Origin of the sequence: Mycobacterium lacus (assembly GCF_010731535.1) — a bacterium.
GTDB classification, from domain to species: domain Bacteria; phylum Actinomycetota; class Actinomycetes; order Mycobacteriales; family Mycobacteriaceae; genus Mycobacterium; species Mycobacterium lacus.
Genome location: NZ_AP022581.1, coordinates 4,294,329 through 4,309,241 on the forward strand (window position 1 = coordinate 4,294,329; position 14,913 = coordinate 4,309,241).

Here is a 14,913-nt window from a genome sequence, read left to right on the forward strand (position 1 = left end):
GCTACACGCGGGGCGTCAAGTCCAGCGAGGTGATCGTCGTCATCCTGGTCACCATCCAGCGTCCGTTGCTGCGCTTCATGAACAGCCGGTAGGACAGGTATTTCAGCGACGGGATGTTCTTGGTCAGCGGGCTGGTGGACGTGGTGTTGGTGTACACAATGGCAACGGCGTTCGAATCGTCCAGCGATTCGATCGCCACGCCCGTGACTTCGGTGCTGTTGGTGATCTTGGCCTGTTTGTTGGGCGCCACTATGGCGTCGACGAACCTGCGGTACTGGGCGGCGAAATCGCCGCTGAGGTAGTTGGCCGCGCGATCGGCAAGGGTGTCCATGTTCTCCGGCGTATAGGTCCACAGCGTGGTGATCGCCCCGGCCGCGGTCCGCGCGATTCTCAGCTTGGTTGCCGTGGTGGCGCGATCGTTTAGGTAGGGCTGCACGGTTGCGCCCGCGAAAGCCGCTGAGCCGACAAACAATACGGCCGCGACCGCGGCCACCACGGCCAGCGCCCTGCCGATCGGCTTTCTGGCGGGAGCGCTGCCGTCGGGACCGTCCGCGGCCGCGGCCGCGTCGAAATCGGCCTCGGCTTCGCCGTCTTCCTGCTCATCAGCCGTCTCCGCGGCTTGAGCTGTCAGCTCAGTGTCGACCTCGGGTCCATCGTCGCCGGTCTTGTCCGTCAGATCACCTGCAGCAAGCTGCTGATCTTCCACTGCTTCCCTTCCTGCGTCGCGGTTGCCGTCCAACGATTCGTGTTCTGGAATACCTGTTTTTCATCCGGCGACTTCGAGGTCACTTCGGTGGCCACCAGGACGATGGCGCTGCCGTCGTCGTTCCACCGCTCCACGCCGGCATCGAGGACGGCCCCGGTGGCGGGTTCGGCCTGGGCGACCTGGAGGAGGATCTCGTTCACCTTGTCGTGGTACTGCTTGGCGAACTCACCGGTCGCTTGCGCCAATACCCGTTCCACATAGTCGTTGGCGTGGTACGGGTCAACGGACGTGAACTGTGTCATGAACCATTTCACGTAGCTGACCACCTCGCGATCCCTCGAGGCGGCGCGCGTGCGGGACTCATGGGAGACGAGCATCAGGGTGGATACCGTGATCGCCGCCACCATCAGGAACGCGGCGACGGCGCCGGCGAGCGGTAACCCCCAGGGTCGCCGGGGCTCCACTGGGTGCGCGACGAGCAGTCGTCCCTCGCCGGGCTGAAACTTGCGACGGGGGCTCATTTTCCGTCCCCGGGCGGTTTCGGTTTGGTCAGAACGGTGAGATCGTCGACGCGCCAATGGTTGTCGCCGCCTTTGGCGAAATTCACCCGAACGGTCGCGCTGATGTATCGTTCGCCCGGCGCGGCGCCCCGCCTCCCCTGCATGAACACCAGCATCGTCGCGCGATCGGGCATCGCCGATTGGATCGAGCTGTCGATCACCCAGTACTCGTTGATGACCGGGTGCCCCTTCTGCACCGCCTCCTGTTGAGCGGCCAACTGGTCCCGGTATCTGTCGGTGGCCAGCGACCGGGCGCGCGCGAAATCGTCGCGCAACGAATTCGGGTCGTACGTCAGCATCTGGGCGACGATCTTCGGCCCCTGCGTCGCAATTTGCGCGCGGGTCCGGTCGATCGCCCGATCCCGGGAGTACACCACCACGTAGCTCACGGCGGCGCCCGCCAGGCACACCCCCGCCGCCGTCAGCACGGCCGCCGCGGTCCACCGCCGGATGTTGCGCGGCCGCTCGTCCGGTTCGACGCGACGCACCTCCGTGCGCAGCAGCATGTCGGCGAAAGTGCGGTTGCGCGAATCCCACAGCGGCCACAGCCATCCCACCAACAGCGATGCAGTGTCGAGCAGGTGGGCCAGGTCCCGAAGGAGCAGGCCCCAGGGACCGGCGGCCGTGCCGTCGCGGTGGACCACCGCGATGCCGCAGAGGCCACGTCCCAGGCTCCATCCGACGACGGTCGGCAACAGCAGTCGGTTGGCCAACATCAGCAGGATCGCGACGCCGGCGACCGAGATGCACAACCACGACCACGCGCTGCGCGGCGGCACGGTAAGCCAGACCAACACCGTCGTCGTCACCACGGCCATGGCCGGCAGTACGTCAACGGCGAACGCGCAGGCACGAACGTGCCACGGCGCCAAGCTGATCGCCGATGACTTCTGGACGGCCTTGGTGGTCTGAGTGTCGACCACCACCGTCACTTCGTCACCTGGTCGAGTTTGGCAATCTTGTACTCGCCTTCTGCGAGCGCCATTTTCACCCGCAGGCGGTAGCCGGTTTCGTTCTGGGACTGATCATTGGCCACCTTGACGCGGAGTGCGACGAGCACGTCGACCGAACCGTCGTCGTTGCTTCGCTCGACCGCTGCCCGCATGTCGGACACCTGAACGTGAACGTTGGCGGCCTGATAAGCCTGAACGAGCATGCTGGTGTACAGCAGCGCTTGGCTGCGGTAGGTGTCGGTGCCGCAGTCGATGATCTTCCGTTCACTGGCGGCCATCGCGTTGGTGTCCGGCGCTTGCGTTGCCGCCACGCAATCCATCGCCGCCTTGAGCGCCGCGGCGTCGTTGCGCGCAGTTGCTTGGCCTTCCTGGTGGTAGCGCAGCGCAAGGTAGCCGCCGGCCCCGATGCCGCCCGCAAGCACGACGAGCACCGCGGCGATACCGACCAGCCACCCTCGACCCAGACGCGACGGGCCGCGCTCGACGCCCGTCTCCACAGCATCGGCTGTGGCCGCTGATTCTCCCGACTCGTCGGCCGTGGCGCCGGTGCTGGTCGAATCGTCCCCGCCCTGGGGTTCTGCCGACTCCTCGGCCGTCGCCTCGGTGCTGGTCGGGTCAGCCGCGCCCTCCGATTCCTGAGCAATCTTCGGGCTTGATTTCTGGGCAAGCCTGCGCAGACGACGCAGCCGCGGCATCGGTGGGGGGTTCAGCCGGCTGGCGCCAGCATCTCCTTCCATCCGTCGTCTCCTGTTTTAGTCGAGTTTTCGACGGAGTATTTGACACCGTCGGGCCCTACCAGTTCGCCGCTCTGCGGACTGTATACCGCGGAGGGAGGCCCGCTCGGAGTGTAGACACACGGGTTGGGCTGCTGGCCATTGCACTGCACGGTACCCGATCCCGGCCGCGACAAGGGATCGCTGACCGGCGGCGGCGTCCCAGCCACCCGATCGGCGGGCGCCGGGTTCAGGCCGTTGTTCACCGACGGCGCCGGGATCACCATGCCCGGCCTCACCGACTGATCGCAGCGCGCCGCGGGTGCCGGGCAGGTCAGCAGCTGGTTCGAGTCGCCGAACCAGGGATTGGTCCCCAGCGGAACGTACGGTTTGGGGTCGCGGCACTCCCGTGGCGTGGCCGCCCGCTTGCCGGGGACATCGACACAGGGGATATTGCGCGATCCGCGCACGCTGTTGGCGGGCGTGTCCTGAGGAATCTTGCAGTACGTGCCCGTCGGCAACGGCTGCAGGCTGGTGTCCGACGGGGACCGCCATTCCGATGCGGGGATGAACCCGGTCAGACACGGCGGCGGCTGGTTAATCGACAGCGCAAGGTCGAGTGCGGCCTGATTCGGGAACGGCGCGGACACCGTCTCAGCGATCGACGCGCCCTGTGGCAGGAACACGAGCACTTGCTCCACACCGTTGTGGTAACGCTTGAGCAGGTCGATCACGACCTCGAGGTTCGCCAGCGTCTGCGGCAGCGAATCTCGCACGTCGGTGAACACCTCGTTGACCTGGTCGGCCGTCGGCGCAGCCTGGGACAGGATGCTCTTCACGTGCTGGTCGTTTGCCGCGGTCTGCGCGGCCAAGCGGTTCAGATTGCGCGCCCAGCGCTCGATTGCACTGCTCGAATTGACCTGGCTTTCCAGGATCGGCCCGGAGTGCTGGATGATGTCGTTGATGTCGGCGATCTGGGTGTGGAAATCACCGACGATCGCCTGGGTAGAGTCGACCAGACGCTGCAGCGCCGGACCCAACCCGCCGACGGATTCCGCCGTCTCGTCGAGCAGCTTGCTGATCTTGTCCTTCGGCAACGCGGCAAGCCCCCGGTTGGCGGTGTCCAGGGCCGGCCCGATCTCACTGGGAACCGTGCCCTTGGTGATGGTTTGCCCGGGTGAGAAGAACTTGCCCGGGTTCCCGGTCGACACCAGGTCCAGGTACTGCTCACCGACCGCCGACACCGAGTGCACGTTCGCCGACGCATCGATCGGGATCTTGTAGCGGCTGTCGATGCTCATGATCGCTCGGGCGCCCTGTTCGGTCGGCTCGACGTCGGTGACCTTCCCGATGGTGATGCCGCGATAGGTCACGTTGGCCGTTGGATACAGGCCACCCGATGCGGGCAAGTCGGCCTTGAGCTCGTAGCGGCCGACGCCCACCAAGCTCGGAATCTGCAGGTAGTACACGCCCAGCACACTCAGCGAGACCACTGTCAGGATGCCGAAGAGGATCAGCTGGCGTTTGATGAAGGGAGTCAGCACTGCCTGTCCGCCCTTTCGACCAGTGGACCGCCGGGCGCATCATTCGGGTTGGGCGTGTACCGCACGTCCGGGATCATCGTTTCGGGATCGCGCCCGAACGACTGCTCGAGCGCCCGCAGAGCCCCGGAAAGTCCCGTACCGGTGAAGATCGCATTGTCGACGGAACTGTAGGTCACGTCGATCGTCGCCGAAACGTTTTGGTAGTCACCGCGCATGAGCTTCGGGACCGTGTCTATGTCATACGGCTGGGTGAGGATCAACTTCAGCGCGCCGATCAGATAGGGCGAAGCACGACCGAGTTCCCGCAACGGGCATTGCAGCGCTTTGAGGTCGGTGTAGAGGCTGCTCTGCGCTTCACCCAGATACTGGGCGGTGACCTGGCTGAGCCGTCCCACCGCGTCGACGGCGTTGATCAGCAGGTTCTTGGTGTCGGCGAAATGTTTGATCACGGGCGGGATGTCGGTCAGCACTCGGTCCAGCACATCCGATCGGCCACCTACATACACCAAGAGCCGGTTGGTGGAGTCGATCGCGTGAGTGATGTCATCGCGTTGCTGGTTGAGCTGGTCGACGAAGGTATCGAGCTTGCCGAGGAAGGCCCGGATCTGGTCGGCTCGCCCGTGGAAGATGTTGTAAAACTCATTCGTGAGCGCTTCCAGGTTTGGAATGCCGCCATCACGCAAGATCAGCGAAATGCTGGCCAGCGTCTGCTCGGTAGTGGGGTACGCGGACGAATTCTTCAGCGGGATGGTGTCGCCGTTCTTGAGCAGTTCCGGCGACGGGTTCGGCGGTGCGAGCAGCTCCACGTGCTGAGAACCCAACAGACTCGTCTGGCCGATCTTGGCGAGCGTGTTCTTCGGTAGCTTGACGCCCTTCTGCAAGCCCAGCGTCAGGGTGGCCACCCAGTTCTTCAGGTTGATGGCGCGTATGGAGCCGACGGCGACGTCGGCGACCATCACCTTGCTGTTGCCGTTGATCGCCAGGGTGTCGGGCACCTGCACATAGATCGTGTATGCACCCTCTCCGCTGCCGGGACCGCCCGGTATCGCGACGTTGGAAATCCCACGCCACCCGCACGAGCTAGCCACCAGTGCGACCACCAATAGCACCAGCCCCTGCCAGGTGCGGCGCCGGATATTCACGCCCATCGCGCGCCTCGGTGCCCACTGGCTCGGTTTGCTCATCGCGCGCCTCATTGGCCCGCTCCTAACTCGGCAGGCAGCGGTGGGCCACCGGCACCGGGTGCCGGCGCGGACACCGGTGGCGGCGTCGGAGCGACGGGACCGGGGACCACCCCGGGGCCGGGCGGCGGCGGCTGAATCGGCACCGGCGCCTGCAAGCCGATGGGTGGCAGCACCGGATACTCGTCGTACGCGTTGGGCGGTCCCGGTGGAGTCTGCAGGTTGGATTGAACGGGCTCAATGTTGGGTCCACCCATGAGCTCAGCCAGCGATTCCGGCGTCATCAGGCCTGCCGTGACCGGCCCTACCTGTACCCCTTGCATCCCCGGGGCGACGACCCAGCCCGGCTGGGTGTTGCGGTGCGACAACGGCGTATCCGGCACCCAGATCCCCGGGACGGTGGTGTCCTTGTACCCATTCGGCGGCTGCAGCCGCGGCTCGGAGTAGGAGAGGTGTTTGGGCAGCACCTCGGCGGTGCTGAACAGGTTCAGACCGAACGGGAAGTAGTTGAACTTGATCGCATCCAGCACCGGCGCCAGATACTGCGCACAAAGTTCGGCGGACTCTTGATACCCGAGCCGACTGCCGGCCTGAATCGAGCTGCAGATGAGTTGCATCGGGTTGGCGAAGGTGATCGCCGGAACGGCGACAACGGAACCGTGCGTCGGGTGGTAGATCTGGTTGACATTGGCCGCGGCCGTCGGAAGGACGTGCAGGGCGGTCTCCAGCCCGTTGAGAGTCTCGGGTTGTAACAGCCTCGTCGTCACGTCCGCCAGGTTGTTGACGTCGTGGGCGAGCACCTCGCGGTTCTTGGCGAAGAACGGGCGCGCAACCGAAAGCAGGCTGTCGAACTGCTGTACCGCATTGGCGAGATCGGTGTCGGTGTGAGCCAACCTGGTGGTGAAGTCCGCCAGGTTCTGGTTGAGCGCGACAAACTGCTTGTCGTCCTGGTACAGCGCGTTGACGAAAAGTGCCAGGCTGCGCACCACAGCAAAGAAATCGCCACGACCCTCGTTCAGCGCGGTCAACGCCCGCGAGAGGCTGTCCAGGGTCGTGTTGATCTGCTTGCTCTTGCCTTCCAGTCCGTAGGCGAACGATTCGATGACTTCACCGAATGGGCCCTCGCGCTCCGCTACCGTGCAGCCCGCCCCGGATTCTTGCGGGCATGTCGGGCCGAGTTTGGAGATGATGTTGGTGACGCTGTTGCGCAGCTCGTCCCACTCCACCGGCACCTGGGTGCGCTCGATCGGGATCACAGCATTGTCGGCCAACACCGGGCCGCCTTTGTAGGGCGGCTCCAACTGGATGGAGCGCGACGCCACCAAGGTGGGGTTGAGGATCACCGCGGAGGCGTTGGCCGGCACCTTGTATTTGTTCTGGTAGTGAAAGGTCACCTTCATCTTGTCGCCGACCGGCACGATCGAGTCGATCGCGCCCACCCGCAAGCCCATGATCTGGACCTTGTCCCCCTTATAGAGTGCGTTGGCCGCGGGGAAGTAGGCGACCACGGTGTTGTTCGTCAGCTTCTGGTACAGCCGCCAGCCGACGAACCCGGCGACGAGCGCCAACACCACCACCAGCGACCCGATGATCACCGACGCCCGGGACAGCTTCGGCAACTTCAGGTTGCGGATATCAAAGATGGTGCTCAATTCTGGCTACCTCCCGTGATGCCGCTACCTCCCGTTCCCCCTGGGTTGATGAACGGGGCGGGCAGCTGCTCCCCAGGCCCGGGCGGCGCTGGTGGCCCCGGCGGCAACCCCGGCGCGAATGTCGAGGGTGGTGGCGCCGGACCGGCCGGTCCCAACGGCTCCGTGCGGGCACCCGGGGGTGCGCTCGGCGGCAACGGCACCGGCGTGCCTGGGACGTCCGGGGCTGGCTCGCCCGGGCGCCCGGCGATCGGGATGCCCGGCGTTGGCGGCAGCCCATTGGGGTTCGGCGGCGACGTCGCGACATCGATCGGCGCCGGGAAGGCCGGCCCACCGAACGGGCCGATGGTCGCGCCGGCGCACGGCAACGGGTTGTCCGGGCGGGGCAGCGCGCCCGCCGCCGGCGTATAGGAGCACGGCGATCCGGGCGGAACCGCCGGTCCCGGATGCTCGGGGGTACCTTCCAGCACCGGCGGCGCCGGCGGCGGCGCGCCGTTGGGGAACCGGGTGCCATTCGGGTCGGGGAACCGGTATTCCGGCAGCCCGGCGCTGCGCCAAAAGTCTTCGGGGTCGAGGCCACGCTTCTTGAACGCCGCGTCGATGAACGGCTGCAGAATCTGACCCGGGACCAGGTTGTGAATCACCACCTTGAAGAATGGTCCGGACCCGATGGCCTCGTTCAGCGACGGAAGGAACGCTCCAACCTCGACGAGCCCGTTGGCCAGGTCCTCCTTGCGCTCGACCAGGATGTCGCTGACGGTTCGCAACTGTTCCAGCACGTGGTTGAGGTTCGGGTTGTCGTTGATCAGCCCCGCCACCTGCGCCGAGAACGCGGAGATGTTGCCCAACAACGCGTCGATCGCGCGTCCGCGTTCCTCGAAGGCGGCCAGCAGCGTCTTCGCGTTGACCAGCAGCCTGTCGACCTGTTCGCTGCGGTCACCGAGGACGCTGGCCACCTGGTTGGCTTGGGCAAGCAAATGCTTGATCTCCTCGTCCCGCTTGCCGATCGTGTCGGAGAACCGGGCCACCCCGTCCAGGGCGGCGCTCAGGTGCGGGTAGGTCTGATCGATCGTCTGCGACAACACGTGCAGTGACCGTTTGACAGTGTCGATGTCCCAGCCGGTGGCGGCCTTGGTGACGTCGAAGAATGCGTCGTAGATCTGGTAGGGAGTGGTGCTTTGACCCAGCGGCAAGGTGGCCCCCGGACGCAGTGGCTGATTGCCGCGCGCCTCGATCTCGAGGACCTTCTTGCCGAGGATAGTGTCGGTGCGAACCGCCAGCCGACTTTCGGTGCCGATCGTGTTGGTGCCGATCGCGAACTTGATCAAAATGTGGTCACCGTCGATCGACAGGCCCTCGACCTTGCCGACGTCCATGCCGGCGATGCGCACCTTGTCGCCCTTGTTGAGGCCGCCGGCGTCGCTGAACTGGCCGTAGTAGCTGGGCCTGGCCATCAATACCGGGACACTGGTGAAGCTTTGGCCCACGCCGATGACCAGCAGCGTCACCAGGATGCCCATGAGTCCGATGCGCAGTCGGTTGGGAGGTTCCAGCGTTCTCATTGCGGCGTGCACCTACCCGATGGCTGGTTGAACAGCCGGACCGTGCGGACGGGGCCACCGGGCTGCAGCCCATTGATCTTCAGCGAGATGTCACAGGCATAGAAGTTCACGAAGTCGCCATAGGAGCCGATGGTGCGCCCGATCTGGTTCAACGCGGTCGGCAACTTGTGGAGGTAGTCGCTGAGCTGCTGACGCTGATCGATGAGCGGTTGCTGAATCGCGTCCAGGTAGTTGACGGCCTTGTGCAGCAGCGCGCGGTCCTCGCCCAGCAGATCGGCCACCGTTCCCGCTGCATTGCTGATGTGCGCGGTTCCGGCGGCCAGTGGGTCGGCGCGGTCCTTCAAGCCGGTGATCAGCACCTCGAGGTTGTTGACCGTCTGGTCGAACTCCTTGCGATGCCGAACCGTCGTGTCCAGGACGGTGTTCAGGTTCTTGACCACTTCGCCAATCGCCTGGTCACGCTCGGCGAGCTGGGCGGTCAGCTGGGCGGTGTTGTCGAGAATGTCGTTGATGGTGCCGCCCTGCCCCTGGAACACGGTGATGAGCGCCGACGCGATGGTGTTGACCTTGTCCGGGTCCAGGGCCCGAAACACCGGCTTGAAACCACCAATCAGCGCGTCGAGATCCAGCGCCGGCGACGTCCGCGACAACGGGATGAATCCGCCCGGCGGCAGGACCCGGTCGGCGCCTTCGCCCTCGCCGCGTTTGAGCTCCAGGTAACGGTTACCGATCAGGTCGAGGTAGCGAATCTGCGCGGTCGTCGACTGATACAGCGGCACCGAGCGGTCGACGTTGAATTTCACGCGCACCCTCTTGCCGCCGTCGACCAGCGCAACGGAGTCGACCTTGCCGATCTCCACCCCCGAGGCGCGGACGAATTGGCCCGCCCGCAGCCCGCTGACATTGCTGAACTCAGCGGTGTAGCCGGTTGTACGGTCGAAGCGCATCTGGCCGAACACCACGATGATCATCACAGTGAACAGCAGCAGCACCAACGAGAAGATGCCGAGTCGGACGACGGTACCGGTGATTTTCATGGGTTGATCGTGTTATCCCCTACCTGACGGCCCCACACATACTCGATCGCGTAGGGCGAACCGGTGTCTAGGTGGTTGTACGGCGCAAGGCTGTTGCCGGTGTCCATCACCAAATTCGGCGCGGGCCAGAAATCGTGGGTGATGTGCTGCCAGCAACCCGGCGCACCCCCCGGTCCTCCGTGAGCGTTCACCCGCGGCAGGTTTTCCGGATACATATAGGGGTTCGGCGCCCCGCCCACCACTCCAACCAGCCCGAGTGGCGCCAAGAGTCCCTGGGTGAGAAGTCCGGACCCAAGGATGGATACCGCCGACACGGGGTTCAGCATGAGTGCCAGCCCGGACAGCAGCTCGGCGTGGTCATTCAGCGAGTAGCCGTTACCGCCGAGGAACGTAGCGGCCTTGGGTTCGACGTCGTGAAAGTTGCGGAGGGTGCAGTACAGCTCCGGGCTGTAGGTGTCGAGCAGCTCGGCGCTTGGCACCAGGTCGGCGGCGCCACGCGCCAGGTACGGCCCGCCGCGCGCGAAGATGTCCGCGCCGGTGTTGCCGAACCCCGCCGCGGACAGCAAGGCTTGGTCCAAGTCCTTTTGCTGCTGGTTGATCGTGCGCGACGTGATCACAGAGCTGTTAAGGAAGTCGAACAGATCCGGCGCGGCGTTCGCGTAGGTGTCGCCCAGGGCCGCCAGCTGCTGGATGTCGCGACGGGCCTGCGGCATCTGCGGGTTGATGTCGTCGAGGATCGCGTTGCCGTTGACGATCGACTGCCCGAACCGCTCGCCCAGCCCAGCCAACGATTGTGCGGCCGCGCTCAGCGTCAGGTTCAGCTTGACCGGGTCCACCTTCTCGGAGATCGAGGTGAGGGTCTGGAACAACGTGTTGATTTCGGTCGTCACCGACGTGGCGTCAATCACGGTCTGCGGCGTGAGGTGCCCCTTGGCGATGACGTTCCCCGCAGCGTCTTTCGGCGTCGTCAAGGACACGTATTTGCCGCCGAACACCGTCGTCGCCTTGATGTCGGCGTTCACATTCTCCGGAATCAGCTTGAGGTATTTCGGATACACATCCAAGGTGAATTTGGCGGCCGGCTTGCCGTCGCGAGTGATCTCCGAGATGGCGGCGACCCGGCCGATTTGGACCCCGTTGTAGGTGACCTTCGAGCCCGGGTCCATGACCAACCCGGCCCGACTGGCCACCATCGTCAACTTCGTCTTGGGCGTGAAGTCTCCCCGGAACTGCCCGTACACCAGGGCGAAAATCACCACGGCGACGACCAACAATCCGACGCCGGCCAGCTTGTACGGCGGGTTCCGTGGCGCGTTGATCTTTGCCGGTGTCGTCATGGCAGTCACACCGTGAGCGCGAAGTTGGGATTGACGCCATAGAGCGCCAACGCGGCCGACAAGACAACAACCTGCACCGAGACCAGTGAGAAACGCATCGACCGCCCGACCGCCTCGCCGACGCCGACCGGCCCGCCGCCGGCGTTGTATCCGTAGTAGCAGTGGGTGATCATCACGATCGCCGTGATGATGATCGCCTCCAGGAATGACCAGAACACGTCATCGGGGCGCAGGAACGTCCGGAAGTAGTGGTCGTAGGTGCCGTTCGACTGTCCGTAGAGCACGGTGGTGGTGATCTGCGGGGATAGGAACGACATGATGATGGCCAGCGCGTAGAGCGGAATGATGACGACCATCCCGGCCATCACCCGGGTGGTTGCCAGGAACGAGATCGACTTGATGCCCATCACTTCCAGGGCGTCGATCTCTTCGCTGATCCGCATGGCCCCCAGCTCGGCGGTGGCGCCGGCGCCGACGGTGGCCGCCATGGCGATACCGGTGACCACCGGAGCGGCGATGCGCACGTTGATGAGTGCGGCAAAGAAACCGGTGAACGCCTCAACACCGATGTTTCCTAGCGACGCGAAGCCCTGGATGGCGACCAGGGAGCTGCCGGACAGCGTCACGAATCCGACGATCGCGGCGGTGCCACCGACGACCGCCATGGCACCGGTGCCCATGCCGATCTGGGCGATCAGCCGCAGCGTTTCCTTGCGATAGCGGGTCAGCGCGTGCGGGATGTTGGCGAGCGTTACCAGGCCGAACCACGTCATCTGGCCGATGTCGTCGAGCCCGCGGCCCGCGGCACCGCCGTAGCGATTCAGATTCTCGACCGCCCGCGGGAAGCGGGCGCGCAATACGGCGGCGGTCGACATCTCAGTGCCCCGTTCCGAATCGCACACCGATCGTGGTCAGCACCACATTGACCGCGTACAACGCGACCACGCACAGCACCACGGTCTCGTTGACGGCGGTGCCCAGCCCCTTGGAGCCGCCGCGCACGGTCAGGCCGCGGTAGCAGCCGACCAAGCCGGCGATGAGTCCGAACGTGGCGGCCTTGACCGTCGCGATCACGACCTCGGGCAGGCCCGTGATCGTGGTCAGGGTCGCCAGATAGGCGCCGCCCGACACGTTCTGCAGGTAGACCCCGAAGAGGTAGCCGCCCACCAGGCCAACCGTGATGACCAGACCGTTGAGCAGCGTGGCGACGAGCGTCGCGGCGATGACCCGGGGCACCACCAGCCGGTGGATGGGGTCAATGCCGAGCACCTCCATCGCGTCGATCTCCTCGCGGATGGTGCGAGCGCCCAGGTCGGCGCAGATGGCCGTCGACCCCGCCCCGGCCACCACCAGCACCGTGGTCAACGGGCCGAGCTGGGTGACCGCGCCGATCGCCGCGCCCGCGCCGGAGAGGTCGGCGGCACCGAACTGAGCCAGCAGCACGTTCAGGGTGAAGATCAGCAGGACGGTCAGGGGGATCGACACCATGATGGTCGGCAGGAACGCGACCCGCATGATGAACCAGCACTGCAGGATGAACTCGCGCCATTGGAACGGCCAACGGAACAACGCCTTTCCGGTCAGCACGCACATCCGGAAGAAGCCACCGATAAGTGTCAGGGGGGTCTGGAGTTGGTCGCGGAAGTATCCGACCAGGTTGGGACGCGTCTGGGTTGTCAACACCGCCCCCTCACGACGGGACCCCTGGTGTCGCGGCGTCGCGGCAGATCGTGTCGCACGCCTCGCCCCCTCGCCGCCATGCGGCTGGGGGTACCCCCACCTTGCCGCGAACCAATATGTGTGACCATCGGCTCCCTACCCGCAGGTAGTAACGGAGACCACAGGAATCTACCCGATGGCCGTCCAGGTGTGAACCGCATCCGCACCAATTAACCCTTCGTCAACAGCTGGCAAACGTTACGCTTTCCGTCAGCCTTCCCTTCTTGTCGTTAAATCCTTTGACGCAGAACGGCTTTAGGGTCCCGGCGGGGTCCCATAGCGCATCCGCAGTTCAGTCTTGAGCACCTTCCCGGCGGGGTTGCGCGGCAGGGCATCCACGATCTCGAGCGCCGTGGGATGCTTGTACCGCGCAAGCCGCTCGGTCAGGTACTCACCTAAGTCTTCGATCCGCAGGTGGTCACCCGTTACAGCCGCGACCGCGATCGGCACCTCGCCCCACTTCTCGTGGGCCCGACCGATGACGGCGACCTCGACGATGCGCGGATGGCCGGCAAGGACGTTTTCCACCTCGGCGCAGTAGATGTTCTCTCCGCCGGAGATGATCATGTCCTTCTTGCGATCCACCACCCACACGTAGCCCTCGTCGTCCATCCGAACGAGGTCTCCCGAATGGAACCAGCCGCCGGCGAACGCCTCCGCCGTGGCCTCCGGGTTGTTCCAGTAACCGCTCATCAATGTCGGTGCCCGATAGACGATTTCACCGACCTCACCGACCGCTACGTCGTTCATGTTCTCGTCGACCACGCGCGCGGCGACCGTGGGGATCACCTTGCCGACCGATCCCCGCTTGCGGATCGCGTCCTCGCCGAGCAGCATGCAGGTCACCGGCGACATCTCGGTCTGTCCGAATGCGGCCAGGATCTGGGTGCCGGGGAAGATCGCCGACATTTGCCGCAGCAGCTCATCGGGCGCCGGAGCGGCTCCCCACGACATCACCCGCAACCTCAGGTCACGTGGTCTTGCCTGCTGCTCGGCGCACACCGACTGCCACTGCGCCGGAACCAGAAACATCCCGGTGACCTTCTCCGCCTCCAGCACATCGAGCAGCCGGCCGGGGTCGAACGCGCCGAGCGGATAGATCACCGTGGGGATGCCCAGCAACATTCCGGTCAGCATGTTGCCGATTCCGGCGATGTGGAACAACGGGACACCGATGAAACCGACATCGTTGTTGAGGTCGACACCGCTGGTGTAGAGCGCGGTCATCGTCTGGCCGGTCAGGTTGGCGTGGGTCAGCACGGCGCCCTTCGGACGGCCGGTGGTCCCCGAGGTGTACATGATCAGCGCCGGCGAGTCGTTCGGGAGGTCCACCGGTTCGTGTGCGGCACCGGGCTCGTTGAGCAGCTGTTCGTAACCGAACACGGCGTCGTCGCCCGCGCCGCCGGCGACCACGATCATGCCCAGCAGCGGCTGGATGTCGCGCACCCCGGTTGCCACCGGAGCCAACACCGGTTCGGTGACCATCACCCGCGCTGTGCAGTCCTCGACGAGGAAGGCGATTTCGGCCGGGGTGAGCCGGAAATTCAGCGGGACCGCGATGGCTCCGAGCATGTTGGCGGCCAGCACCGACTCGACGAACTCGGGTCGGTTGAGCATCAGGATCATGACCCGATCGCCGAAGCCGACCCCTCGGCGGCTTAAGGCGTCGGCCAGGGCCATAACCCTGCGGTGCAAGTCAGCCCAAGTCACCGTGTTGCCCATGAACCTCAGCGCCGTCGCTTGCGGCTGCATCATCGCGTGCCGTTCGAGCTGGTTGACCCAGTTCTGCCGGCGAGCCAGGTAGGGCTGCTCTTCAACCAGTGATGCCTGTGCGTGACTGGCCAGTTGCGCGGTCAACTAATCCGTTCCTTTCACTCGCGCACCGCTTGCGCCAGGTTGATATTTGATAAAACATGGTGTTGTCCGGGTCACACTAATGGCCCGAGGCGTCT

General features: G+C 65.1%; 13 protein-coding genes. All 13 read right to left on the bottom strand.

Going from position 1 to position 14,913, the window contains the following annotated elements; all coding sequences use genetic code 11:
* Window position 1 precedes the first annotated feature (1 nt).
* The 13 genes from G6N24_RS19775 to fadD5 all read right to left on the bottom strand — a co-directional run bounded on the left by G6N24_RS19775 (window position 2) and on the right by fadD5 (window position 14,818).
* Window positions 2-706 (bottom strand): mammalian cell entry protein, encoded by a 705-nt coding sequence (locus tag G6N24_RS19775; RefSeq protein ID WP_085162770.1) that lies wholly within the window; start codon window positions 704-706, stop codon window positions 2-4.
* Window positions 673-1,227 carry a mammalian cell entry protein gene (locus G6N24_RS19780; RefSeq protein ID WP_085162771.1) on the bottom strand — a complete coding sequence of 185 codons (555 nt, stop codon included), beginning with the start codon at window positions 1,225-1,227 and terminating at the stop codon, window positions 673-675. Before G6N24_RS19780 ends, G6N24_RS19775 begins: the two co-directional genes overlap by 34 nt.
* Window positions 1,224-2,198, bottom strand: a complete 975-nt coding sequence (locus tag G6N24_RS19785; RefSeq protein ID WP_085162772.1) for an RDD family protein — start codon at window positions 2,196-2,198, stop codon at window positions 1,224-1,226. The genes G6N24_RS19780 and G6N24_RS19785 overlap by 4 nt, the downstream gene beginning before the upstream one ends.
* Window positions 2,195-2,956, bottom strand: a complete 762-nt coding sequence (locus G6N24_RS19790; RefSeq protein WP_085162773.1) for an Mce protein — start codon at window positions 2,954-2,956, stop codon at window positions 2,195-2,197. The genes G6N24_RS19785 and G6N24_RS19790 overlap by 4 nt, the downstream gene beginning before the upstream one ends.
* Window positions 2,926-4,476: a virulence factor Mce family protein gene (locus tag G6N24_RS19795; protein WP_085162774.1), complete on the bottom strand. Its 1,551-nt coding sequence runs from the start codon at window positions 4,474-4,476 to the stop codon at window positions 2,926-2,928. Before G6N24_RS19795 ends, G6N24_RS19790 begins: the two co-directional genes overlap by 31 nt.
* Window positions 4,470-5,624: a virulence factor Mce family protein gene (locus tag G6N24_RS19800; protein ID WP_085162775.1), complete on the bottom strand. Its 1,155-nt coding sequence runs from the start codon at window positions 5,622-5,624 to the stop codon at window positions 4,470-4,472. The genes G6N24_RS19795 and G6N24_RS19800 overlap by 7 nt, the downstream gene beginning before the upstream one ends.
* 44 nt (window positions 5,625-5,668) lie before the next feature.
* Window positions 5,669-7,309: a virulence factor Mce family protein gene (locus tag G6N24_RS19805; protein ID WP_085162776.1), complete on the bottom strand. Its 1,641-nt coding sequence runs from the start codon at window positions 7,307-7,309 to the stop codon at window positions 5,669-5,671.
* Complete coding sequence (locus G6N24_RS19810; RefSeq protein WP_085162777.1) at window positions 7,306-8,868, bottom strand: virulence factor Mce family protein; 1,563 nt, start codon at window positions 8,866-8,868, stop codon at window positions 7,306-7,308. Before G6N24_RS19810 ends, G6N24_RS19805 begins: the two co-directional genes overlap by 4 nt.
* Window positions 8,865-9,905 carry a virulence factor Mce family protein gene (locus G6N24_RS19815; protein ID WP_085162778.1) on the bottom strand — a complete coding sequence of 347 codons (1,041 nt, stop codon included), beginning with the start codon at window positions 9,903-9,905 and terminating at the stop codon, window positions 8,865-8,867. The genes G6N24_RS19810 and G6N24_RS19815 overlap by 4 nt, the downstream gene beginning before the upstream one ends.
* Window positions 9,902-11,242 carry an MCE family protein gene (locus G6N24_RS19820; protein WP_085162779.1) on the bottom strand — a complete coding sequence of 447 codons (1,341 nt, stop codon included), beginning with the start codon at window positions 11,240-11,242 and terminating at the stop codon, window positions 9,902-9,904. Before G6N24_RS19820 ends, G6N24_RS19815 begins: the two co-directional genes overlap by 4 nt.
* 5 nt (window positions 11,243-11,247) lie before the next feature.
* Window positions 11,248-12,117, bottom strand: coding sequence for an MlaE family ABC transporter permease (locus G6N24_RS19825; protein ID WP_085162780.1), 870 nt, complete (start codon window positions 12,115-12,117; stop codon window positions 11,248-11,250).
* A 1-nt stretch (window position 12,118) separates the two neighbouring features.
* A complete protein-coding gene (locus G6N24_RS19830) occupies window positions 12,119-12,835 on the bottom strand; it encodes an MlaE family ABC transporter permease (RefSeq protein ID WP_372514482.1) in 717 nt (238 codons plus the stop codon).
* A 381-nt stretch (window positions 12,836-13,216) separates the two neighbouring features.
* Window positions 13,217-14,818, bottom strand: a complete 1,602-nt coding sequence (gene fadD5, locus G6N24_RS19835) for a fatty-acid--CoA ligase FadD5 (protein WP_085162781.1) — start codon at window positions 14,816-14,818, stop codon at window positions 13,217-13,219.
* Between the last annotated feature and the right edge of the window lie 95 nt (window positions 14,819-14,913).

What these genes read in the sequence shown, in the direction of transcription:
- G6N24_RS19830 (WP_372514482.1), bottom strand. Translation starts at nt 12,835, where the DNA reads ATGTGCGTGCTGACCGGAAAGGCGTTGTTCCGTTGGCCGTTCCAATGG.
- G6N24_RS19810 (WP_085162777.1), bottom strand. Translation starts at nt 8,868, where the DNA reads ATGAGAACGCTGGAACCTCCCAACCGACTGCGCATCGGACTCATGGGC.
- G6N24_RS19815 (WP_085162778.1), bottom strand. Translation starts at nt 9,905, where the DNA reads ATGAAAATCACCGGTACCGTCGTCCGACTCGGCATCTTCTCGTTGGTG.
- G6N24_RS19790 (WP_085162773.1), bottom strand. Translation starts at nt 2,956, where the DNA reads ATGGAAGGAGATGCTGGCGCCAGCCGGCTGAACCCCCCACCGATGCCG.
- G6N24_RS19825 (WP_085162780.1), bottom strand. Translation starts at nt 12,117, where the DNA reads ATGTCGACCGCCGCCGTATTGCGCGCCCGCTTCCCGCGGGCGGTCGAG.
- G6N24_RS19800 (WP_085162775.1), bottom strand. Translation starts at nt 5,624, where the DNA reads ATGGGCGTGAATATCCGGCGCCGCACCTGGCAGGGGCTGGTGCTATTG.
- G6N24_RS19780 (WP_085162771.1), bottom strand. Translation starts at nt 1,227, where the DNA reads ATGAGCCCCCGTCGCAAGTTTCAGCCCGGCGAGGGACGACTGCTCGTC.
- G6N24_RS19820 (WP_085162779.1), bottom strand. Translation starts at nt 11,242, where the DNA reads ATGACGACACCGGCAAAGATCAACGCGCCACGGAACCCGCCGTACAAG.